Consider the following 23,246-nt stretch of genomic DNA (forward strand, 5'->3'; position numbering starts at 1 on the left):
GTTTGAAAAAGAACCTGTTCTTGGCTTGATTAAAAAATCTTAGAAAAGGGGGAATAGGTATGAGAAACTGGAAGATTTTGAGTTATTTGCTTGTGGTTTTTTGGGTTGTGAGCAGTTTATCTTTAGCAATGGCTGAAGTCAAAAATCCGGACACCTACATATACCTTGGCATTGGAGAGCCGGATACACTAGATCCCCACTACGCTTACGATACAGCCAGTGGTGAGGTTATCAATTTTGTGTACGAAAATTTGATTGCCTACAAAGGAGAAAGTATTACTGAGTTCGTTCCTCGACTGGCTACTGAAGTGCCCTCGGTAGAAAACGGGCTTATCAGAGACGATGGAAAAACTTACGTGTTTCCCATAAGGAAAGGTGTCACTTTTCACAACGGAAACGCCCTTACTCCAGAGGACGTTGAATACAGTTTCGAACGAGGTATTCTTTTCGACCCTCATGCAGGGCCAATGTGGATGATTATTGAAGCTCTCTTCAATTATCAAACCATAGAAGACTTTGTCGCTGACAAAGTGGGTATAGCTTGGAGTGACATGTTCAACGAGGATGGCACTCTGAAAGACCCTGCTTACGAAGAAAAATTGGTTGATTTTTACAATCAATACATTGACCCAGCAATAGAAGTAGAGGGAGATAATGTGGTGTTTCACCTGGTGAGACCTTTCGCTCCGTTCCTGAGTATACTGGCCCAGAACGCAAGTTGGGGTGCAATCCTTGATAAAGAAACCTGCGTGGAGCTGGGTCTTTGGGACGGAAAGCCGGAAGAATGGTGGAAGTACCACAACCTTAAAAAAGAAGAAAGCCCTCTTTACGAAAAGGCAATCGGTACCGGGCCTTTCGTACTTTCTGAATGGGACAGAACCCAACAGAAGGTAACCCTGGTGCGCAATGAAAATTACTGGGGAGAAAAGCCCAAAATTGCCAAAGCTATCATCTGGGGTATTGATGAATGGAGCACCCGCAGGGCCATGCTTGAGGCAGGAGACGCTGACCAGATTTACACCCCACTCCAGTACTTAGATCAGGTCAAGGGGATGGAAAACGTGGTCATCCGCGAAGGTGCACGTCTGGTTATAACCGCGATGCACTTCAACTGGAATGTGGTTCCAGAAAGTAAATATTTGGGTAGCGGAAAGCTCGACGGAGAGGGTATCCCCCCCGACTTTTTCAGCGACATCCATGTGCGCAAGGCTTTCTGCTACGCATTTGACTATGAAACCTTTATCAACGAAGTTCTTAACGGGTATGCATACCGAATACCCTCGGTACTCCCCAGAGGTCTTCTGGGATATAACGAAAACTTACCCATGTACCAGTTTGACCTTGAAAAAGCTAAGGAAGAACTTCAAAAGGCCTGGAACGGAGAAATATGGGAAAAGGGCTTCAAATTAACTCTCCTCTACAATACTGGTAACGAAGCTCGCCAGACTGCTTGTGAAATGCTTAAGGAAAACATCGAATCCTTGAATCCCAAATTCAAGATAGAAGTGCAAGGAGTGCAGTGGCCGACCTATCTCGACGCTTACCGAAGTGGCCAGTTGCCCGCTTTTGTAATCGGCTGGTTGGCAGACTATCCAGATCCTCACAATTTCATTTTTACCTACTATCACAGTAACGGTGTATATGGAACCACTCAGGGCGAAAACTTTATAAAGTTTGCCCAGGAAAACCTTGATTCTCTCATTGAAGAGGCAATAGCTAAAACTAACCCGGAAGAACGGCAAAAACTTTACGAAGAGATACAGAAAATCGCTTACGAAAACGCGCTGGGTATCCCCTTCTATCAGCCCATAGATATTTTTGCCATGCGAAGCTGGGTGAAGGGATGGATGTTCAATCCTATGCGTCCGGGTGAGGTTAACTTTGACGGAGTGTGGAAAGAGGAGTAACCTTAAACCTTGCAAGAAGAGGGGATTACACAATCCCCTCTTCTTGCAAAATGAGAGGGAGCACGATCAGAGATTATGATTTTTTACATCATTAGAAGACTTTTGTTTTTACCTTTAACCTTGTTTGGTATATCGCTTATCGTTTTTTTGATGATTGGAACCTTGAGTCCTTATCAACGCCTGGCCACTTTTATTAACAGCCCTGAACGCTTGAAAGGTGCAGACCTCGATAAATTAATCGAACTGTATGGCCTGGATGATCCGATCATTGTTCAGTACGCACGCTGGGTTAAGAACCTATTCAGTGGAAACCTGGGTTGGTCATACGTTGGAAAAGAACCAGTGTATGAAGCTATTCTAAAGCGCTTCCCTTACACGCTGGAACTCACCATCTTTGCAGTAATACCCATTATCCTGCTTGGTACCTGGATGGGCATTCTTTCAGCACTCCATCATAATCGTTTTCTTGATCACAGTCTGCGCATATTTGCGGTGGTAGGATGGTCTTTCCCAGACTTTGTTTTCGGATTGCTGGTGCTCATGGTCTTTTACAGCACCCTGGGAGTCTTTCCGCCTGGCACTCTAAGTATATGGGCAGAGGAAGTGATTAAGTCGCCGACCTTCAGGCAAATAACTGGTATGCCAACTGTTGATGCCTTACTCAACGGTAGAATTGATGTTTTTGTAGATGCCCTGCGGCATCTGGCCGGTCCGGTTTTGACGCTGGTCTACGTCGGTTTTGCTTTTATCTTGAGAATAACTCGTTCCTCAATGCTTGAGGTTCTACAAAGAGATTATATACGAACTGCTCGAGCAAAGGGCTTAGCTGAGAGAGTAGTTATTAACAAGCATGCCAAACGCAATGCTATGATTCCTGTGGCTACGGTAAGCGGACAGACCATTATTGGTCTTCTCGCCGGAACAGTTATTGTAGAGACTATCTTCAATCGTTCGGGCATAGGGAGCTTTATGGCACTTGCTGCTCAGCAACTTGATTACGCCTCCATCATGGGAGGAACGCTGTTTTTTGGCTTTATACTGGTAATAGGCAATCTGTTGGTAGACATCTCTTATGCCTTAATTGATCCTCGGGTGAGGTTAGAATAAAAGTTGAGAGCAGAAACTCGCAGAATTCTTAAGAAACTTTTTTCCAACGCGTCAGCCATACTGGGCATTTCTCTTTTAGTTTTTTTTGTGGTCATCGCTCTTCTGGCACCACTCATTGCACCACCGAAGCCGGGGAGAGATCCTTATTTGATGCCCGTTGTCACCTGGAGTTCTAACCCCCAACCTCCTTCTCCGGAACACCCTTTTGGAGTGGCTGGTAAAAGAGACATCTTCTACGGTGTCATCTGGGGCACCCGAACTGCGTTCAAAATAGGCATTATAGTGACGCTCATTTCTACAGTTATTGGATTAATTGTTGGTTCCATATCGGGGTACTTTGGAAAATTGCTTGACGAAGTGATGATGAGAATTACTGACATATTTCTTGCCGTTCCTTTTCTGGTGGCCGCAATGGTGCTGACCACTATCCTGGGTACTGGTCTTGACAAGGTGATGATTGCTATGATTGCTTTTAGCTGGATGTATCCGGCAAGATTGATTCGGGGCAACATACTCCAGGTTAAGGAAGAGCAGTACGTTATGGCTGCCAAAGCTCTGGGAGTTAGAGACTTCAAGATAATTATGCGCCATGTCTTGCCCAATACCATATTTCCCGTATTGATTCAAGCTTCCATGCGTATGGGTTCGCTGGTCATAACTGCTTCTGCACTGAGCTTTCTGGGAGTGGGAGCTCCCCAGGGTTATGCCGATTGGGGAGCACTGCTCAACTATGCTCGCAACTGGATGCTGGGTGGTCAGGGCGAAGCGCTTAAGTACTGGTACATGACCGTTTTTCCTGGAACAGCTATGGTGCTTTTCGTTCTATCGTGGAATTTAGTCGGTGACGCCTTAAGAGACGTTTTCGATCCGCGACTAAAAATGTAAGAGGTAACCCAATTGGAAAGAAAAAGCCTGCTAATCGTCAGGAATCTTCGAGTTTACTTTTATAACGAAAACAAGGAAGAGTTGAAAGCGGTAGATGGAGTCAATTTCGAAGTAAGAGAAGGTGAAACGCTTGCTCTGGTTGGGGAATCTGGTTGTGGTAAGAGCGTAACTTCCCTGGCCATTCTGAGATTAATTGATCCTAATGGCCTTATAAAGAGTGGCGAAATAATTTTTCAAGAGCAAAATTTGCTTGCGTTGCCAGAAAGCAGAATGCAGGAGATACGGGGTAAAGAGATATCCATGATTTTTCAGGAACCAGCAACAGCTTTAAATCCGGTATACACCGTTGGAGACCAGATAATGGAGGCAATTATGCTTCATCAGAAAGTGAGCAGAAAAGAAGCTGAAAGACGAGCTGAAGAAATGTTAAGGCTGGTTGGTATTCCTGAACCAAGAAAAAGGCTTTACGAATATCCCCACGAGCTTTCAGGAGGCATGAAACAGAGGGCCATGATTGCGATGGCTCTTTCCTGCCATCCCAAATTGCTTATTGCCGATGAGCCGACAACTTCTCTGGATGTAACCATCCAAGCCCAGATTCTGGAACTTATCAAAGACTTGCAAAAAAAGTTAAATATGGCAGTAATACTCATCACTCACGATTTGGGAATTGTAGCCGATCTTGCTGATAGGGTAGTGGTGATGTACGCTGGAAAAATTGTAGAAGAAGGGACGCGCTTTGAAGTCTTTAAAAAACCAACCCATCCCTATACTCTGGGGCTCTTGCGCTCTATACCTCGCCTGGATACTGAACAGGAAAGGTTGGAAAGCATTCCGGGTATGGTTCCAGATCCTTTGTCTTTTCCAGAGGGTTGTAGGTTTCGTAACCGTTGCGCTTTTGCGGAAACAAAGTGCGCTGAAGATCCACCGCGAATTCACCTTGAGGGAGAGCATTTTGTCTATTGCCACTTCTGGCAAAAAATTAATACTGAAGAGAGAGCCAGAGGATGAGAAATTCTGAATTCATCCTTGAGGTAAAAAACCTAAAAAAATATTTTCCCATAAAGGCTGGAGTGTTTAGGAAAACAGTGGCTTTTGTCAAAGCAGTGGACGGGGTGAGCTTTCAAGTAAGACAGGGTGAGACTTTTGGCATTGTTGGGGAGTCAGGATGTGGAAAAAGCACATTGGGTATGACCCTGCTCAAGCTCCACACTCCAACTTCGGGAAAAGTCCTTTTTGAAAACCAGGATGTTTTCTCGCTGTCTGATTCTGAACTTCGCAAGCTGAGGCGTAATATTCAAATGATTTTCCAGGATCCCTTCAGCTCCTTAAACCCCCGCATGAGCGTGGGAGCCATTATCGAAGAAGGACTGTCAACACATCGTATAGGGAACGCGAAAGAAAGGAAAGCAATGGTTGAGGTTTTGGTTGAAAAGGTGGGCCTATCGAAAGACGTCCTCAAAAGATATCCCCACGAGTTTTCGGGGGGACAAAGACAGAGAATAGGCATTGCAAGAGCTCTGGCACTGAAACCGAAACTGGTCATCGCTGATGAAGCCGTTTCAGCGCTGGATGTATCCATTCGTTCCCAGATAATTAACCTGCTTAAGGACTTAAAAGATGAATTTTCTCTAACTTATATTTTTATTTCTCACGACCTGGCCGTAGTCAGGTACATATGCGACCGCATTATGGTAATGTATCTGGGTAAGGCGGTTGAAATTGCTTCCAAAGAAGCGCTCTTTGAAAATCCTCTTCATCCCTATACAGTATCTCTTATTTCCGCGGTACCCGTTCCAAATCCCGACTACAAGGTGAGAAGGATCATTCTCAAAGGTGACGTTCCAAGCCCTATAAATCCCCCTGCGGGTTGTCGTTTTTACACCCGCTGCCCAGTCAGTCAGCCTTTGTGTGCTTCGCAGGAACCGGATCTACTTGAAGTCCAGCCAGGCCATTGGGTGGCCTGTCACTTTCCTGGTAGTCTGAAAATTGTTGAAAATCAAAAGGTTGACTGAACTAAATCAAATATGATATTTTTTTGCTACCTTGCAGAAAAATGCCAGGCTTGAGGAGGCGATAATTATAGTAGAAATTAAGTATCGGGTAAACAACCAAATTCGTGCTAAAGAGGTACGACTTATCTCCGCAGAGGGGCATCAAATAGGTATAGTGCCCTTGAAAAAAGCATTGCTTTTAGCCGAGGAAGCTGGTTTAGACCTGGTTGAAGTCGCACCCAACGCCAACCCACCGGTGTGTCGTATCATGGACTATGGAAAGTTTAAGTATGAAAAAGAGAAAAAGGCTAAGTTGTCTCGCAAGAAGCAGAAAGGTTCGGAATTAAAAGAGCTTACTATGCGTCCCAAAATAGACGTTCATGATTACCAGGTAAAACTTAAAAACGCCATACGATTTCTCGAAGACGGGAATCGAGTTAAGTTTACAGTCCGTTTTCGAGGTCGAGAGATGGCCTTTAAAGAGAAAGGTGTCGAGCTTTTGCAAAGAATTATTAACGATTTAAAGGAAATCAGCAAACAGGAACATGATATAAAAGAGGAAGGAAGAAATCTTTCTGTAACTCTGGCACCCAAAAAATGAGGAGGAAAAAAGGATGCCTAAGATGAAAACCCATCGGGGAGCAGCCAAACGATTTAAAATAACTGCCCACGGAAAAGTGAAACGGTCTCAGGCTTACAAAAGCCATCTTCTTGCTAAAAAGAGTCGCAAAAGGAAACGCAGATTGAGAAAAGCAGTGGTACTCGCTGGGGCTGAGCAGAAAAGAATAAAAGCGGTTCTTCCTTATTGTTAAAGAGGTAGGTGAATTGGAAAATGCCCAGAGTAAAAAACAGTGTTGTTTCTCGACACAGAAAAAAGAAAATCATGAAAATGGCCAGCGGATATCGCGGGGCTCGTTCACGTTCTTACCGTCGTGCCAAGGAACAGGTTATTAAGTCTCTCGCTTATGCTTATCGTGATCGTAGGAACAAAAAGAGAGACTTCCGAAGGCTATGGATAGTGCGTATCAACGCTGCAGTTCGTCAGGAAGGGATGAGTTACAGTAAGTTTGTCGGAGCCCTTAAAAAAGCAGGTATCAATGTGGATCGCAAGAATTTGGCTAACCTTTGCATTGCGGATCCTTCTGCTTTCTCGAAACTCGTTGAAATAGCCAAAAGCAACCTTTAGTTACCATTCGAGTGGTCTGCAAAAGCTCACCAGGAGCCTGTTTTCTGCAGACCACTCGAGTTTTGTCTGGGAGGCAAAAAGCGAGAATGAAAATCCAGAATGTGGATTTTGACTCCTATTATTCTGAGTTCCTCAAGGAACTGGAAAACATTGAGGACTTATCTTCATTGAACCAGTTGAAGGGCAAGTTTATAGGTCGCAAGGGTAAAATTAATGAGTTGTTCAAAAACCTGAAAGACTTGGAGCCACAGGGAAGAAAGGTTATAGGTGGGAAGCTGAACGAACTCAAAGAAAAAATTTCCTTTTTGCTCGAGAAAAAGGCTCAAGAAATAAAAGCCAGAGCCCAGACCGAAAGGACTGTTGACCTGAGCCTTCCTGGCAAAAGGAGTTGGTGTGGTTCTTTTCATCCTCTGACTATCACTTTACGGCAAATTATAGAGATTTTCCAAACTCTGGGGTTCCGCGTTGAAGAAGGTCCTGAAATAGAGACTGAATATTTCAACTTTGAAGCTTTGAATATACCTGCTGACCACCCAGCACGAGACGAACAGGATTCATTTTATCTCGAGGATAACTTTTTGCTGCGCACCCACACTTCCCCAGCACAGATAAGAGTGATGCAAAAATACCAGCCTCCCATCAAGGTCATAGTCCCTGGAAAGTGTTTTCGCAGAGACGCGTTTGATGCAACGCACAGCCCCATGTTCCATCAAGTAGAAGGGTTGGTGGTTGCAGAGAAGATATCCATGGGAGACCTTAAGGGCACCATTCAGGTTTTTACGAAAAGGCTATTTGGAGAGGAACGCGAGGTACGTTTTCGACCCAGCTATTTCCCCTTTACCGAGCCAAGTTGTGAAGTGGATATCAGTTGTGGCGTGTGTGGGGGGGAGGGTTGTCGCTCCTGTGGTTATAGCGGATGGCTGGAAATAATGGGAGCGGGATTAGTCCATCCTCAGGTCTTAAGAAATGGTGGGTATGATCCTGAACGCTTCCGGGGTTTTGCTTTTGGAATGGGTGTAGAAAGAATTGCCATGTTAAAATATGGTATTCCCGATATCAGATGGTTTTATAATAACGATGTACGTTTCCTTGACCAGTTCAAAACCTTTCGATAGGAGAAAGGCAATATGAAGCTACCCATTGCAGTATTGAAAAGGTTCTTACTGGACGATGTTTCTTTTTCACCGGAAGAATTGGCTGACAAGCTTACCAATCAGGGGCTCACGGTGGAGAGAATTTCATATCCTAAGGAGCTATTTGAAGAACGCCTGTTTTCAGCAGTGCTTACTGAGATTCAAAAAGCAAACGGTATTGCGTATTGCACAGTCAAGTGTGGTTCTGAAATCTACCAAATCAAGGTGGAAGAGTGGGGGGTACCGCCCTTAGGTAGTAAAGTAATGATTAATTTAAGCGATGGGAATAGACCTTCCCCTGTACCCTGGAAAGACGGAAAAAATGATACGCTCTTTCCCTTTCTTATAGTTATCGACTCCGAAATTCCCGAGGGAGAACCTCTGTTTGAAATTCTGATTGGAAATGACCCCATCCTGGATTTGGAAATAACCTCTAACCGAGGTGATTGTCTTTCCGTAGCGGGGCTTGCTCGCGAAATCGGGGCGGGCTTTGGATTGGAGCCTATCCTTCCGGAAGTGACCTTGAGCGAAGAAGACTGGGAAGAAGAATTTACCATAGAAAATCAGGACGAAGAGCTTTGCCCGTTTTATTCTGGAAAACTGGTCAGGGATGTTGAAATAAAACCCTCTCCCTGGTGGCTCATAAAAGAACTCTGTCTATTTGGACTCAGACCCATAAACAACGTGGTGGACATTACTAATCTGGTTATGATGGAGACCGGACAGCCTCTTCATGCTTTCGATGCCGCGCAAATTCGCGGTAAGAAGGTAATCATCCGCCGAGCCTTCTCTGGTGAAAAAATATGGACCCTCGATGGAGTAGAGCGCACTCTCAATCCTTCCCATCTGGTGATTGCAGATGCTACTTCGGCCATAGCGATTGCGGGTGTAATAGGAGGTTTGGATTCTGAAGTTACTTATCACACTTCTTCCATCTTTTTGGAGGCAGCAATTTTTGCCCCTCATTCGGTGAGAAAAACCTCGCGGCAGCTTGGTCTACGAACTGAGGCTTCTTCGAGGTTTGAACGGAAAGTGGATCCCGGAATGGTACTATTTGCTTCCCAGAGAGCCTTGCACTTGATGCAAAGGCTGGCTGGTGGTCGCATTAACAGGCAGTGGTTGCTGGCTGGAAGCCTACCTCGAGAAAAAAGAGTCATTACCTGCAAAAAAAGGGGGATTGAAGAAATCCTGGGTTTTGAAACTTCACAACAGGAAGTCGTTTCCATTTTGGAGCGACTTGGTTTTGAAATAAGTTTTGAAAGGCAAGATTCCTTTCAAGTCACAGTTCCCTCTTGGCGGCACGATATTACCCAGGAGGTAGACCTTGCAGAAGAGATAGGAAGAATCACCGGTTACCACAAAATTCCTGCCACGATACCCAGTTTTCCTTTCGATCCGGGGAATCCGTATCCTCACAAGAAATACGAAGAAAAAATCAGGAGTTTTTTAGTCAATCGAGGCTTGAAAGAGATTATTTCTCTCTCCCTAATTAATCAGCAGACGGCAGAAGCTATTGGTTTTAGGGAGAGATTGGTAACCATAAATAACCCCATCACCAAAGAACACTCTGTGTTACGCCCTGCTCTTCTGTGTTCTGCAATAGAGGTCATAAAAAACAACGTAACTGTAGGGAATTCCGATTGGGGTCTCTTTGAAATAGGTAAAACCTTCTCGCGTCTGGACAAGGGAGCAGATCAGCCATTTTCTGAAACTAACGCAATTTTTGTGGCGCTTTGTGGTAACTCAAGGCCATTGTTATGGAGCAAAGAAGGAGAACAAGACTTTTTCGCTCTGAAAGGCTTAATCGAAGAAGTGTTGGAAATCAGTGGTGTTGGCAACGAAGACTTCGAACTTGTGCCTCGATTTTATCCTTTTCTCGAAGAGCCTTTTTCCTGCGCGCTGAAAGTTAAAGGGCGAAATCTGGGCTGGGTAGGCAAGCTTAGTGGAGAACTGGTAAAGAAGTTTGATTTCTGGGGAAAGGTTTTTGTTTGCGAACTTTCTCTCCAGGAATTGTTTGAATTGGTTCCATCTGAAAACGAGTTTAAGTTGCGAGAAATACCAGCTTTTCCAGCAGCGTACCGGGACATCTCTCTGGTAACTGATATCGATATATCGTGGCAGCAAATTCAGAGAATAATTAGAACAAAAGTGGTTTCAGAAGCTATCCCGGTTGAAAAAATAGAAATTTTTGATCTGTTTCAGGGCAAACCCCTTCCGCCTGGCAAAAAGGGAATTTCTGTCCGCATTGTTTTTCGTTCTTCCCAAAAGACGCTTGATGAAACAGAAGTTGAAGAATGGATTTCAGGCATCAAAAGCGAACTGAAGCAAGTAAAGGGGGTACATCTAAGGGAGGAATTCGTGACGTTTGATCACTGATTGGTACACCCTGATTGGATTCGTTATAATTTTGCTGAACATTGTTGTGAGTTCGGTACGGGGGTTCAGTCGGGAGTTTTTGAGTCTATGCGGAGTGGTTGTCGGAGTTATTCTGGGGTTAAGATGGGGAGCACAGGTAGCTGGTTTTTTACTGCCCGTAAGTAATGGTTTGTTGTTGTTAATAGCTGGTTTTTTACTCTTTTTTCTGCCCAGCGTTTTTGTACTCTCCTGGATCGGCATTCGCTTTCGCACCCTTTTCAAGACTCTGGGTGTTACCTGGGTTGATTCTCTACTGGGAATACCGGTTGGAATAGTCAAGGGTGTCCTCTGGGTTATAGTTATAACGGTGCTAATAGCGAACTTTCAGTTTTTGGATTTCCTGGACAGGGGAGTGAAACACTCTTTCCTGTACAAGGAAATAACTAAGCCTTCGCTAATCTATTTGTATTCCTGGACCGCCCAGATACCGAACACCGAGCTTTTACAGGATATATTTCAAAAAGGTCTGGAAGAAGATGAAAGCACTTTCTCAAGAGATCTTGAAGAGTTTTGATTTTCATAAAATCGTTGAAAGGCTTTCTAAAAGCTGCAGTTGTGGCTTGACCCGGGAATGGGTCATGCAGATAAAACCTCTCGCTTCGAGTGAAGAAATTGCCCAGAGCTTATGGGAAGTTAAAGAGTATATGGAGATGCTAACTTTTGACACTCGCTTGGACTTCGACCAGCTTGAGGACCTGCGGGAAACCCTGAACAAGCTTTCAAAAGAAAGAAGTATTTTATACCCTGAAGAGTTAATCAAAATACTCCGTCTCTCCAGTATAGCGTCTAATCTAAAAAACACCGTTCGTTCTTTGTCTCTTGATGAGAAATATCCTTCTCTAAAAAAATATTTCCAGAAAATTGATGACCTGAGTGAGGTCAAAAGAGAACTTGAGAAGACAGTATCTCCTGAGGGCAAGGTTCTGGATACAGCCAGTGCCAATCTACTTAAGATTAGAACCAGGATCCAGCACCTTCAGGCAGAAATAGAGCAAGTAATGAGAAATTTGGTTCGACATTACTACGAAAAAAAACTATTGCAGGAGGCAATACATACTGTCCGCAGGGGAAGATATGTTATACCTGTTAAAGCAAGCCAGGCTTCTAAGATTCAGGGAATTGTCATAGATTCCTCTTCGAGCGGTTCAACCGTCTTTATCGAACCCCAACCCATTTTGCAGCTAAATAATCAGATTGAAATCCTTCGTTCTCAGGAACAGGAAGAAATACTGCGCATACTTAGCCGGGTTTCCGACCTGCTGCGCACTCAGCTCGAAGCTCTTCAACGTAGCTTTTACAACCTGGTTCAGCTCGATTTCATTAAGGCCAAAGCAACGCTTGCTTGCACCTGGAAAGGCTGTGTTCCGTCATTGAGTAAAAACCAGTTGTACATCAAAGAGGGTAGACATCCTCTTTTGGGGGAAAAAGCTGTACCTTTTGACCTTGATATAAACTCGTCACAACCGGTCATGGTGGTTAGCGGACCTAACGCGGGGGGGAAAACTGTTCTCATCAAAGCTCTGGCCATGAACGTGTACCTTACGCATTGTGGTATTCCACCAGCTCTTGGGGAAGGTTCAGTTATTCCCTTGCTCGAAGAAATATATGTGGATATAGGAGATCATCAGAACTTGGAAAACAATCTGAGCACTTTCACGTCCAGAATGTCTAAATTAAAGGAAGCTATATCTCAACTCAAACCCGATTCCCTTTTTCTTATCGACGAGATTGGAAGTGGCACCGACCCCGAAGAAGGTTCTGCACTGGGCGTTGCCCTTTTAGAGTTCCTGGCTGAAAAGGGTGTTCTCTGTGTTGCTACCACGCACTTGCCTAAAATTAAATTTGCCTTCGACAAAAACCAAAAAATCAAGTCTGCTTCTTTAGAATTTGATCCAGTTACTCTTAGGCCGACCTTCAAGCTTAAGACAGGAAAGGTTGGTAGTAGCTTTGGTATTAAGGTAGCTGAACTTATAGGCATGCCTGAGGAAATTATAAAAAGAGCATTGCAGAAAATAGACCAGGATTACTTGGTGGTCAACAACCTTCTGCTTTCGCTTGAACAAAAAGAGAAAGAAATGGAAGAGATTCTATCCAGGCTTCGAGAAAAAGAGGAAAGGCTTAGCAGCAAGGAACGAGAGCTGCACTTGCTTCAAGAAGAACTCGAAAAGAAGAGAAAAGAAGTGGTAGCGGAGTTCGCTGCCACAATGCAGGCATATCTTCGTAAAACTCAACAGGAAATAGCCAACAAGGTGGGTAAATTGCGAAAGGAAAACGCCTTGAATGAGACCGTTTATCAGGAACTTAAAGAAGTAATCGCTCAGAGCAAAAAACATCTTCAAGCTTTGCAGGTTGAGGCTGAGGAGAAAAAGAAAGCTTATGTTCCCGAAAGAGAGGAACACGTTTATCTCCCCGACTTTCAAAAGTGGGGTAGAGTAATTTCTGTAAATACGAGGAAAAAAAGAGCTATTGTGGAAATCAAGGGCCAAAAAGTAAAAGTTCCCTTGGACAAAATAGTTAAAGGTGAACTGAAGAGTGTGGAACAAGAAGAAGCTTTTCAAAACTCTTCCCCAGTAAGGGTGTCTGTCCCCTCAAAAAAGACTATTACCAACGAACTGGAAATACGCAAACTTACCCAGCAGGAAGCACTCATGGAGCTTGAAAAATACCTGGATCGAGCCCTCGTTGCTGGTTTTAAAACAGTGTACATAATCCACGGTAAAGGAGAAGGAGTTTTGCGTAAAATTACTCATGAATACTTGAAGCAGCAGCCCTTTGTAGAAAGTTTCCGTACTGGAACTCCTCAAGAGGGTGGTTTAGGAGTAACCGTGGTAAAGCTCAAGTAGAGTGTTTAATCAATGTAGCTGATTGCAGATAAAGGTTGGTTCTGTACCTTCCTTGAAAGCGGTTTTCACGCGAGGACAAGTGGAAGAAGGAAGGAGCCCACTTTTAGCACAAACCTCCAGCTCTACAACCCCGGAAGGCTTAGTAAAATCTTTGACCGGAAGATCCCGATGATAAGCTTCCATAACTTTTTTGAAAATGGGAGCAGCAACTACACCTCCCGTTTTACTGGGACCAAGAGGAGTACGATCATCATTGCCAACAAAGACTCCGCAAACCAGTTGAGGAGAAAAGCCGATAAACCAGGCATCAACGTAGTCTTCAGTGGTTCCAGTTTTCCCACCAGCGGGTCGACCAAAGTAGGCTCGCTTACCGGTACCTCTCAGGAGGACTCCTTCCAAGAGTCGGGCCATAATGTAAGCGGTTTGAGGAGAGATAGCTTGCCTAACTGAAGGAGAGTTAGAATAAATCACTTTACCATCGAAGTCTTCGACTCTAAGTATGGCTACAGGTTGCGGGATTTTACCCTGGTTAGCGAAAGCACTGTAAGCCCTCACCAGCTCAAGAAGCGTTACCTCAGAGGTGCCCAAAGCCAGAGAGAGATCTTTGCGCAACGGACTCTGTATACCCATTTTCCTTGCATATTCGATAACCCTATCAATGCCAACTTCCTGGAGTAGCTTAATGCCTACAATGTTGATGGATTCTTCGAGCCCTTCTCTTAAGGTTACTTCACCTCGAAAGCGACGGTCATAGTTTTGAGGTTCCCATCCATTGGGAAAAGTGATTGGTTCATCGACGATGATGCTACTGGGTGTAAAACCACTGTCCATGGCTGCAGTATAGATGAAGGGCTTAAAAGTAGAACCGGGTTGACGATGTGCCTGGTAGGCACGGTTGAACTTACTTTCCTGATAGTCTCTGCCGCCAACCATAGCTTTAATGAAGCCTGTAGCAGGGTCCATGCACAGTATGGCCCCCTGAAAACCACTTTCCAGAAGTGCTTCCTTTGCTTTTTTCTGTAAATCAAGGTCCAAGGTAGTGTATACTTTTAGGCCTCCTCCAAAAACCATTTCTTCGTCATAAAGCTTTAAAAGCTCTTTCAAAACAAAATCGACAAAATAGGGGGCTGGTGAGTGTTTCTTTTCAAGACCCGCAAGTACGATGGGTGTTGCTAAAGCCTCTTCCTTCTGTTTCTGGGTAATAAATCCCAACTCCTGCATTCTTTCCAGGACCCTTCTTTGCTGTCTCTGCGCTGCTTCGAAGTCAATATAAGGGGAAAAGTTGTACGGTGAACGGGCTATCCCGGTTAACATGGCACATTCGGCAAGATTCAGCTCGGAAAGGTCTTTCCCAAAGAAAACCCGAGCAGCACTCTTGACTCCATAGGCACCATGTCCAAAGTAAATCTGATTCAAGTAGGCTTCAAGTATCTTTTCCTTGGGATACTTTTTTTCCAGCAGAATGGCAAGCATGGCTTCTTTGATTTTTCTATCGAAAGTTTTTCTAAGTTCCAGAAACTGGTTTCGGGCCAGCTGTTGTGTTATCGTGCTTGCTCCCTCAGCTCCCCAACCTCTTTCGATGTTAGCCAGAAAGGCTCGTACAATACCCGTTAAGTCGACACCGGGATGAGAATAAAAGTGCTGATCCTCGCTGGCAATGAACGCTTTTTTTAAGATTTCTGGTATTTCTTCAAAACTGGCAAACTCGCGATTTTCCACAAAAACCTCGTCCACCAGGCGACCTCTTGCATCGTAAATCCGGGTGGTGAATTTGGGTCGGAAACTGTCAATCTGGGCGGATACCGCTTTGAGCTCGCTTCCCCAAAGAAACCAGGCCAATCCCACAGCAACAATCCCGGTTAACAAACCCACCAGAAAAGAAGCAAATACCCACCGCAAAAATGACGTAGATTTTTTCTTTTTATTGTTCTCTCTTTTCAATTTGGTTCGTTCTTTCAAGAATGTTTTTTCTATAATATATTAAACTCAATCTCAGTCAATGGAGGCAGCGTAAATGAAAAAATTAATTCGAGCCGCTTTTATCTGCGCCATTTATGTTGTTCTCACTGTGCTTCCTCCTTTCTACACTCTTTCCTATGGACCAATCCAAGTGAGAGTGGCGGAAGCTCTTACTGTTTTGCCTTTCATTTATCCTGAAGCCATCTGGGGGCTCACTCTGGGATGTTTGCTTGCCAACCTTGCAGGTAACATAGGAATATACGATGTCATTTTTGGAAGCCTACTCACCTTGCTTGCTGGATACCTGACTTCTCGAGCACCCAGGGCATGGCTTGCTCCACTACCTCCCATTTTTCTCAATGCTTTTGGTGTGTCTGCCTACCTCGCTTTTATTTTGAAAGTGCCTTACTGGTATTCAGTGGCTTATATCATGCTGGGAGAAAGTATCGCCTGTTTGGCTATTGGATATCCTGTGTTGCATTTCTTAATGAAAAGAAATAGGTCTCACTTTAGTAAATAATTTCAACTGCGATCAGCTTTTAGCTGAGACGATAAATTTGCATTAAGACAAAAATTGCCTTAAAATATTGTGCGAGACGTCCTTTGATTTCAAAAGAGTGGGTTACGGCCCACTCTTTGTTCTTTTTTTGTGACGTTCGCCAAGGGCAGGGTTTAACCTCATCAGACAGGGGGTTAGCATGAGTAGAGAAATATTTGAGGCCATAGAGCAGATAGAAAAAACTAAAGGCATTCCAAAAGAGACCCTTAAGCAGGCTGTGGAAGCCGCACTTTTGTCAGCATATCGCAAGAATTTTAAGAGTTCCCACAAAGGGGTATCTGTAGTTATTGACCCGGTGAGTGGAAGAATAAAGGTACTGGCCAAAAAACTGGTGGTGGAGAACCCCAAAGATCGGGCAACCGAAATTTCTCTAACAGAAGTTAGAAAACAGGGCCTGGAAGCTGACATTGGAGACTGGGTTGAAGTGGAGATAACCCCTCACAACTTTGGAAGAATCGCTGCTCAAACTGCGAAACAGGTGATTTTGCAGCGCATTAGAGAGGCTGAAAGAGAGCTGATTTATGAAGAATTTTATGAAAAAGAAGGAGAAGTGATTACCGGTCTGATTAGCTATCAGGAGGGGAACAACATCATAGTGGATCTTGGGAAGACCACCGGCATTCTTCCTGCTCCAGAGCAGGTTGCATCCGAGGTATATCGTCCTGGAGGGAGAATGAAGTTTTACATTGTAGAAGTGCGTAAAACTACCAAAGGACCAAAAATCATTCTTTCCAGGACACACCCTGGCTTGGTGCGGAGACTTCTGGAGCTCGAAATCCCCGAAATTCACGATGGACTGGTTGACATAAAAGCGATAGCCAGAGAGCCTGGAGTGAGGTCTAAAGTAGCAGTCGAGGCACGCGATAAAAAAATCGACCCCATTGGTGCCTGCATTGGCAACAGAGGGTCTCGAATAAGAAATATCATAGACGAGTTACGAGGAGAAAAGATTGACATTATTTTATGGAGCGAAAGACCAGAAGAGTTTATTGCTGAAGCCCTCAATCCTGCCGAAGTAAAAAGGGTTGAGCTTGACGAAGAGCAGCGGGTTGCTACGGTATACGTAGACCAAAGCCAGCTTTCCCTGGCTATTGGGAAAGAGGGTCAAAACGCAAGACTTGCGGCAAAAATAACAGGATGGAAAATAGATATTAAGGGAATACCTGTTGGCGAAGAAGAGGAGATTGGTGATGGTGAAGAAACGCAGGATACCCCTTAGAATGTGTGTAGGGTGTCGTGAAAGAAAACCCAAAAAGGAGCTAATAAGGATAGTGAAGACCCCCCAGGGAGAGCTTTTGGTGGACGATACCGGCAAAAAGGCGGGTAGAGGAGCTTATGTATGTCCTAAACCAGAATGCGTTGCCGGAATAAATCTTAAAGGAATTTCGCAGGCTTTGAAAACGGAGTGTTCCCAAAAAGAATTTCAAACACTGATTGAAAATCTTAAAAAGCACCTGCTAACAAACTCTCTGGAGGGAAAGGAGGTAGAAAATGCCCAAAATAAGGATATACAAGATTGCTGAGCAGTTTGGTATACCTACCAGTGAATTAATTGACATTTTAAAAGACCTGGGTGCCGAAGTTAAGAATCATATGAGTTCCATTGATGATGACCTGGTGGAACTCATCAAGGAAGAAATAGATTATCGCCGAAAAAGAGCGGAAGAACTGCAAAAAAAGAAGGAGCGTACCATAACTATTGATGCGCCAGTTACCTTGCGAGATGCTGCCAAACTGTTTAACCAAGATCTTGACGATATCATCATCCGCCTTGCAGACTGGAACATCATCTTCGACACTCGAAACCCTTTGCCTCCCCTGGCTCTGGAAAAACTGGCTCGAGAGCAAGGTTGGGAGATAGAGTGGAAAGAAGACGTTAAGAAAAAAATCCTTGAGGCTATAAGCTTTGAACCCCAACCTCGCCCCCCAGTGGTAACTATACTGGGTCATGTGGATCACGGAAAGACCACGCTTCTGGACGCCATTCGAAAAAGCAGAGTTGCGGAATCCGAGCTTGGAGGTATAACCCAAAAAATTGGAGCATATCAGATAGAAATCAATGGCCAGAAAATTACTTTCATAGATACTCCAGGACACGAAGCGTTTACCTCCATGCGAGCCAGAGGCGCTCAGGTTACCGATATTGCTGTTCTGGTAGTCGCTGCAGATGATGGAGTCATGCCTCAAACCGAAGAGGCAATCCAGCACGCACGCGCAGCCGATGTCCCAATTATTGTAGCTATTAACAAAATCGACAAACCAGGGGCAAACCCTGACCGGGTTAAGCAGCAACTTGCTGAAAGGGGACTGGTACCCGAGGAGTGGGGAGGAGAAACGATATGTGTCAATATCTCCGCTCTCCAGAAGAAGGGAATTGCCGAGCTTCTGGAGATGATTCTGTTGCAGGCAGAACTTCTGGAATTAAAGGCCAGAAAGGAAGGGCATGCTGTAGGGACTACTATTGAATCCAGAATAGATCGCGGTAAGGGTCCGGTGGCAACAGTTATAGTACAAGAAGGTACCTTGAGGGTTGGCGATTACTTTGTTGCTGGTACCACGTGGGGTAAAGTCCGTTCCCTTTTCAACGACCTTGGAAAACCGATGAAGGAAGCGGAACCATCAACTCCTGTGGAAGTGGTCGGTTTTACTGACCTCCCACCTGCGGGAACGAAGCTAATGGTTACTGAAAGCGAGAAAATAGCCAGAATTATCGCCGAACGGAGAGCAGAAATAGCAAGAGAGAAAAACCTTAAGACCCCTGAAAGGGAGCTGATATCGCTCGAAGAGCTGTTTGCCAGAGAAGAGGGTAAAACCAAAGAAGTAAATTTATTGCTTAAAGCCGACTTTCAGGGTTCCTTAGAAGCGGTGGAGAAGGCGGTTTCGCAACTCAGCACTGATGAAGTGAAACTGAATGTGATTTACAAAGGAGTTGGCAATGTAACCGAAGCCGACGTAATGCTTGCTTCAGCTTCTTCGGGAGTTATCATTGGTTTCAACGTGAAACTACCCAACGAAGTGGCAAAAACAGCAAAGAGAGAAAAGGTGGATGTGAGAACTTACCGGATAATTTACGACCTGATAGAAGATCTGCAGCGGGCTATCCAGGGGATGAAAGAGCCTGTAAAGGTGGAAGAAGTAATAGGTAGAGCCGAGGTCAGGGCTGTCTTCAAGATTCCCAGAACTGGAACAGTTGCAGGTTGCTATATAATAGATGGTAAACTGGAGAGGAATGCTCTGGTTAGGGTAATCAGAAACGGGGAAACCATCCAAGAAGGGCTAAAGATTAGCTCGCTCAAACGATTTAAGGACGATGTGAAAGAGGTAACGCAGGGATACGAGTGTGGTGTAGGTCTGAATCAATTCGAGGATTTTAAAGAAGGAGATATACTGGAGGCTTATCTCATTCGTGAAGAAAAATGAGAGTGGGTGTTTGTCAAATTAACATCTTTATTAATGAAAGCTTCTCTCTTAAAGACAAAAGAAGAGTCATGAATTCCGTAAAGCAGCGATTGCGTAATAAATTCAACGTTTCTGTAATCGAAGAAAGCAATGGAACAAATCATAAAGAAGGCGTTCTCGGTGTTTCCTGCATTGGAATTGACGAAGCTGGCGTACGGAATCTTCTCGAGCGGGTTGTTCTGTTTCTTGAAGATGACGGACGTTTTGAAATCACTAGCCTGAATACGGAGATATATTGACCAGGTAGCGTAGAACCATTAAGTGGTTGCAAAAAGCTAAAAGAAAAGTCGTGGTGAATTTGATGAAAGAACAGAGACCTAAACGAGTGGCTGAGCTAATAAAGCGAGAAGTATCCAAAATATTGCTCTCCCAAACCAGTGATCCTCGCCTCAAGCGCTTTACCATTGTAAGGGTTGAAGTAAGCCCGGATTTGAAGCTTGCCAAGATATTCATCAGCTCCTCATTTGCAGAAACAAATTCCGAGGAGCAGTTCAAAGCTTTGCAGAAAGCACTGGGTTTCATAAAAAGAGAGCTTTCTAAGAGATTGGTGATAAAATCTTTGCCCGAGATACAGTTTGTACCAGACTCCACTCTGGAGAAAGCCTTTCAGGTTGTAGAACTTATAAAACGTATTGAAAAGGAAGAGCATAAAGATGCAGGAAACGTTTCGGAAGGTAGCTGATGTTTTTAAGAAAAAAGATTATTTTACGATCACTTCTCATCAGAACATAGATGGTGACGGTATTGGGTCAGCACTGGCTGTTTATTTCCTCTTGAAGGGTCTTAATAAAAAAGCCAGAGTTGTTTATGACGCTCCTGTTCCTTATTTCTACGAGTTTCTACCAGGCGTAAATGTCATAGAGAAATTCGCGAGTTCTGATTTTAAGAAAGAAGTCCTGGTAGTCGTTGATTGTTCCAATTTAAAAAGAACTGGCCGAATAGCCGAAACAGCCGGCGATTACCAAATTATTGTTAACGTTGATCACCACCCGGACAATCAGTATTTCGGCAATGTAAACCTGGTGGACCCTGAAGCTCCTTCGTGCAGTCTACTTCTGTACAAATTGATTAAAGAAAATAACTTTGTGCTCACCAGAGAAATAGCAACCAGCATCTTGACCGGGATCATCACTGATACAGGCAACTTTCAGTTTGTGGAGATGAACACCTATTTGCTTGAGGTATTAAGCGAGTTGACTCAACAAGGAGCGTCTTTGTCGCAGATAATCAAGCACGCTTTTCGATATCGTAAATTGGAAGCCTTAAGACTTTTGGGTAGGGCCCTGAGCAAGATGGAATACGATGCGGAACGCGGAATAGCTTCTATTTATGTTACTCAAGAAGATTTTAAGACTACCAGTGCCCATGAAGATGACACAGAGGGAATCGTTGACTATGGTCTTTTTATACCTGGTTCCCGATTATCGGTTCTTTTCAAGGAAACTCAGCCTTCTTCCTTTAAAGTCAGTCTTCGCTCTCAAGACGACTTAAACCTTTTACCAATTGTTCATCATTTTGGAGGGGGAGGTCACGAAAAAGCGGCTGGATTTAAGATAACGGGTAATTTCGAAACAGTTAAAATTCAGGTTTTGCAATTTATTCGAAATTACATTGACCAGGAGCTATTAACCAAAAAGAGCGTCTTATGAGACAGCTGGAAAACGGTGGCCTATTGAACCTCTACAAACCGGTTGGGCTTACCTCCATGTCGGTTGTGAAAAAGACCAGGAAAATCCTGGGACAAAAGGTGGGGCACACAGGCACTCTGGATCCCTTTGCAAGAGGAGTAATGCTTTTATGTTGGGGTAAGGCTACAAGGTTAACTTCTTTGTTTCAGGCCTTGCCCAAGACTTACCTTGCCAGATTGCGTTTCGGTATTGCTACTGATACGTATGATGTGACGGGGCAAATCGAAAGTTTTGATTTCCGACCCCTGAGTTTGCGGGAACTTGAAACAGCTCTATCCCGTTTTAAAGGGAAAATCATTCAGCAAATACCTCCTTTTTCAGCAAGAAAGCTGCAAGGTGAGCCCCTTTATAAAAAAGCGCGGCGAGGGGAACGCATTCCTGAGCTAACCAAAGAAGTGTCGATATATCAGTTAGAGCTCATCGATTTTAAAGAAGGTGTTTTTGCGGAAGCAGAAATTTTGGTGGAGTGCTCAAGTGGAACTTATATAAGAGCGCTGGCCAACGATCTTGGTCGGGTAACTGGAAGAGGAGCATATCTTGCCTCATTGCTCAGGGAACGAGTGGGTAACTTTTCTGTAAAAGACAGTATAGACGTCTCTTCGCAAACGCTAACTGCAGATTATCTTATGGCACACAGCCTTTCCCCGGATAAAGCTCTTTACTGGATTTCTGACCTACATCTGGGTGAAAAAGAAGCGCTGAGATTCATCAATGGTAATCCGGTGGCACCAGTGTTTTCGTCCCCAGGAATGTACAAAATATATCATGACGAGCGCTTTTTGGGTCTGGGAGAAGTATTCGAAGGTACGTTAAGGCCTGAAATCGTGCTGAAAGATAAACTATTATGAAACTCCTCAAAAACCATCTTTTGCCCGTCAAGGGTAAAATAATTGCACTGGGCTTTTTTGACGGTGTCCACTCCGGACACCGTGCAGTTTTGCGTGCTGCAAGTCAGGAAGCAAAAAAGAGAAACAAGTTACTGGAAGTAATCACTTTTTATCCTCACCCTCGTAATTTTATTACTCGAAGCAGGGTGGTAAAGTATTTAACTCCTTACTCGCAAAAATTTCTTCTCTTTAAGTCTTTTTTCCCTGAAAGCACTCTCCGTTTCTGGAGGTTTGACAATCGCTTGCGACTCCTCTCTCCTGGAGAATTCATTGACATTTTGGACCGGATTTATCGTCCCTCTGTGGTATTTGTGGGTGCAAATTATCGTTTTGGTTTTCAGGCTTCAGGAAACACCTTTTTTCTCAAGGAAGAGTTGAACAAAAGAGGTATTGAGGTAGAAATTGTGCCTCCAGTCAAATTTGGTGATACCGTTATCTCGAGTTCACTTATAAGGTTCTTTCTCGAGCAGGGATTAGTGGAAAAAGCGAATTCAGCGCTCGGTTACCCATTTTTCATTATCGGCAAGACCCGTCCTGGAGCAAGAATAGGGCAGAAGCTGGGGTTTCCCACCGGGAATATTTACCCACCTTCTCAGAAAAAATTGCCCCGAGCTGGAGTTTATGCAGGTGTTGTGGAAAGTTGGGACCAGGAGATCAGACAACCAGCTCTGGTTTACTGTGGTACCAAACCCTCGGTGTTGAACAAAGGGAAACGCCGGGTTATCGAGTTTTTCATGCCCGACTTGGCGTATCGGGAACTGTATAATCAGCGCTTTTTGGTGTATCTCTGGCGATTCTTGCGTCCAGAAATTACCTTCCCCAGTCTCTCCGAACTCAAGCAACAGATTTTGAGAGACACAGAGCACCTTAAACAATATTTACATCAGTATCCTGCTGTGGTAAACTACCATTTGAACGTTACGAATTGGAGGTGCAATTCAAGTTGGTATTAGCTAAAGAAAAAAAGCAAGAGATAATAGAACAGTTTAAGATTCACGAACAAGACACTGGTTCTCCAGAAGTTCAAATAGCAATTCTTACTACCAGAATAAAGGAACTTACTGAACATTTGAAAAAACATCCTAAGGACTTTCATTCTCGAAGAGGTCTCTTTATGATGGTTGGGCAGCGAAGAAGGTTGCTCAATTACCTTAAAAAATATCATGTGGACCGCTACTACGCCATACTTCAGAAACTTGGTTTGAGAAAGTAAAGGAGGTTGCA

General features: G+C 44.2%; 23 protein-coding genes. 22 read left to right on the plus strand and 1 reads right to left on the minus strand.

Annotation, left to right across the window (positions count from 1 at the left end; genetic code table 11):
- Positions 1–59: 59 nt before the first annotated feature.
- The 12 genes from QBE54_RS06610 to QBE54_RS06665 all read left to right on the plus strand — a co-directional run bounded on the left by QBE54_RS06610 (position 60) and on the right by QBE54_RS06665 (position 13,470).
- Positions 60–1,907: an ABC transporter substrate-binding protein gene (locus tag QBE54_RS06610; protein ID WP_369017412.1), complete on the plus strand. Its 1,848-nt coding sequence runs from the start codon at positions 60–62 to the stop codon at positions 1,905–1,907.
- A gap of 75 nt (positions 1,908–1,982) precedes the next feature.
- Positions 1,983–3,014: an ABC transporter permease gene (locus QBE54_RS06615; protein ID WP_369017413.1), complete on the plus strand. Its 1,032-nt coding sequence runs from the start codon at positions 1,983–1,985 to the stop codon at positions 3,012–3,014.
- Between the two features lie 3 nt (positions 3,015–3,017).
- Positions 3,018–3,899, plus strand: a complete 882-nt coding sequence (locus QBE54_RS06620; RefSeq protein WP_369017414.1) for an ABC transporter permease — start codon at positions 3,018–3,020, stop codon at positions 3,897–3,899.
- A 12-nt stretch (positions 3,900–3,911) separates the two neighbouring features.
- The gene (locus tag QBE54_RS06625) at positions 3,912–4,910 is read left to right on the plus strand and encodes an ABC transporter ATP-binding protein (RefSeq protein WP_369017415.1); all 999 of its coding nucleotides are present in this window, start codon (positions 3,912–3,914) and stop codon (positions 4,908–4,910) included.
- Positions 4,907–5,914, plus strand: coding sequence for an ABC transporter ATP-binding protein (locus tag QBE54_RS06630; RefSeq protein WP_369017416.1), 1,008 nt, complete (start codon positions 4,907–4,909; stop codon positions 5,912–5,914). The genes QBE54_RS06625 and QBE54_RS06630 overlap by 4 nt, the downstream gene beginning before the upstream one ends.
- 31 nt (positions 5,915–5,945) lie before the next feature.
- Positions 5,946–6,494, plus strand: a complete 549-nt coding sequence (gene infC / locus QBE54_RS06635) for a translation initiation factor IF-3 (RefSeq protein ID WP_369017417.1) — start codon at positions 5,946–5,948, stop codon at positions 6,492–6,494.
- Positions 6,495–6,507: 13 nt separating this feature from the next.
- Entirely contained in the window at positions 6,508–6,705 is a 198-nt protein-coding gene (rpmI, locus tag QBE54_RS06640; RefSeq protein ID WP_369017418.1) for a 50S ribosomal protein L35, read from the plus strand.
- Positions 6,706–6,725: 20 nt separating this feature from the next.
- The gene (rplT, locus tag QBE54_RS06645) at positions 6,726–7,079 is read left to right on the plus strand and encodes a 50S ribosomal protein L20 (RefSeq protein WP_369017419.1); all 354 of its coding nucleotides are present in this window, start codon (positions 6,726–6,728) and stop codon (positions 7,077–7,079) included.
- An 86-nt stretch (positions 7,080–7,165) separates the two neighbouring features.
- The gene (pheS, locus tag QBE54_RS06650; RefSeq protein WP_369017420.1) at positions 7,166–8,194 is read left to right on the plus strand and encodes a phenylalanine--tRNA ligase subunit alpha; all 1,029 of its coding nucleotides are present in this window, start codon (positions 7,166–7,168) and stop codon (positions 8,192–8,194) included.
- A gap of 12 nt (positions 8,195–8,206) precedes the next feature.
- Positions 8,207–10,588: a phenylalanine--tRNA ligase subunit beta gene (gene pheT / locus QBE54_RS06655; RefSeq protein ID WP_369017421.1), complete on the plus strand. Its 2,382-nt coding sequence runs from the start codon at positions 8,207–8,209 to the stop codon at positions 10,586–10,588.
- Positions 10,578–11,141, plus strand: a complete 564-nt coding sequence (locus QBE54_RS06660; RefSeq protein ID WP_369017422.1) for a CvpA family protein — start codon at positions 10,578–10,580, stop codon at positions 11,139–11,141. The genes pheT and QBE54_RS06660 overlap by 11 nt, the downstream gene beginning before the upstream one ends.
- Positions 11,104–13,470, plus strand: coding sequence for an endonuclease MutS2 (locus tag QBE54_RS06665; protein WP_369017423.1), 2,367 nt, complete (start codon positions 11,104–11,106; stop codon positions 13,468–13,470). Before QBE54_RS06660 ends, QBE54_RS06665 begins: the two co-directional genes overlap by 38 nt.
- 9 nt (positions 13,471–13,479) lie before the next feature.
- Here QBE54_RS06665 and QBE54_RS06670 read toward each other — a convergent pair whose 3' ends face one another.
- Positions 13,480–15,429, minus strand: a complete 1,950-nt coding sequence (locus tag QBE54_RS06670) for a penicillin-binding protein 1A (RefSeq protein ID WP_369017424.1) — start codon at positions 15,427–15,429, stop codon at positions 13,480–13,482.
- 55 nt (positions 15,430–15,484) lie between these two features.
- On the opposite strand from QBE54_RS06670, the gene QBE54_RS06675 reads away from it, so the two are divergent.
- The 10 genes from QBE54_RS06675 to rpsO all read left to right on the plus strand — a co-directional run bounded on the left by QBE54_RS06675 (position 15,485) and on the right by rpsO (position 23,235).
- On the plus strand, positions 15,485–15,949 hold the full coding sequence (locus QBE54_RS06675) for a QueT transporter family protein (RefSeq protein ID WP_369017425.1): 465 nt from the start codon (positions 15,485–15,487) through the stop codon (positions 15,947–15,949).
- 178 nt (positions 15,950–16,127) lie between these two features.
- Positions 16,128–17,207 carry a transcription termination factor NusA gene (nusA, locus tag QBE54_RS06680; protein WP_369017426.1) on the plus strand — a complete coding sequence of 360 codons (1,080 nt, stop codon included), beginning with the start codon at positions 16,128–16,130 and terminating at the stop codon, positions 17,205–17,207.
- Entirely contained in the window at positions 17,179–17,511 is a 333-nt protein-coding gene (rnpM, locus tag QBE54_RS06685; protein WP_369017427.1) for an RNase P modulator RnpM, read from the plus strand. Before nusA ends, rnpM begins: the two co-directional genes overlap by 29 nt.
- Positions 17,480–19,408, plus strand: a complete 1,929-nt coding sequence (gene infB / locus QBE54_RS06690; protein ID WP_369017428.1) for a translation initiation factor IF-2 — start codon at positions 17,480–17,482, stop codon at positions 19,406–19,408. Before rnpM ends, infB begins: the two co-directional genes overlap by 32 nt.
- Positions 19,405–19,686: a DUF503 domain-containing protein gene (locus QBE54_RS06695; protein ID WP_369017429.1), complete on the plus strand. Its 282-nt coding sequence runs from the start codon at positions 19,405–19,407 to the stop codon at positions 19,684–19,686. Before infB ends, QBE54_RS06695 begins: the two co-directional genes overlap by 4 nt.
- A gap of 62 nt (positions 19,687–19,748) precedes the next feature.
- On the plus strand, positions 19,749–20,129 hold the full coding sequence (gene rbfA / locus QBE54_RS06700; RefSeq protein WP_369017430.1) for a 30S ribosome-binding factor RbfA: 381 nt from the start codon (positions 19,749–19,751) through the stop codon (positions 20,127–20,129).
- Positions 20,101–21,096: a bifunctional oligoribonuclease/PAP phosphatase NrnA gene (locus QBE54_RS06705; RefSeq protein WP_369017431.1), complete on the plus strand. Its 996-nt coding sequence runs from the start codon at positions 20,101–20,103 to the stop codon at positions 21,094–21,096. The genes rbfA and QBE54_RS06705 overlap by 29 nt, the downstream gene beginning before the upstream one ends.
- Positions 21,093–21,983 carry a tRNA pseudouridine(55) synthase TruB gene (truB, locus tag QBE54_RS06710; RefSeq protein WP_369017432.1) on the plus strand — a complete coding sequence of 297 codons (891 nt, stop codon included), beginning with the start codon at positions 21,093–21,095 and terminating at the stop codon, positions 21,981–21,983. The genes QBE54_RS06705 and truB overlap by 4 nt, the downstream gene beginning before the upstream one ends.
- The gene (locus QBE54_RS06715; RefSeq protein WP_369017433.1) at positions 21,980–22,975 is read left to right on the plus strand and encodes a riboflavin kinase; all 996 of its coding nucleotides are present in this window, start codon (positions 21,980–21,982) and stop codon (positions 22,973–22,975) included. The genes truB and QBE54_RS06715 overlap by 4 nt, the downstream gene beginning before the upstream one ends.
- The gene (rpsO, locus tag QBE54_RS06720; protein ID WP_369017434.1) at positions 22,966–23,235 is read left to right on the plus strand and encodes a 30S ribosomal protein S15; all 270 of its coding nucleotides are present in this window, start codon (positions 22,966–22,968) and stop codon (positions 23,233–23,235) included. Before QBE54_RS06715 ends, rpsO begins: the two co-directional genes overlap by 10 nt.
- Positions 23,236–23,246: the final 11 nt, after the last annotated feature.

The organism is Thermatribacter velox (genome assembly GCF_038396615.1).
Lineage (GTDB): Bacteria > Atribacterota > Atribacteria > Atribacterales > Thermatribacteraceae > Thermatribacter > Thermatribacter velox.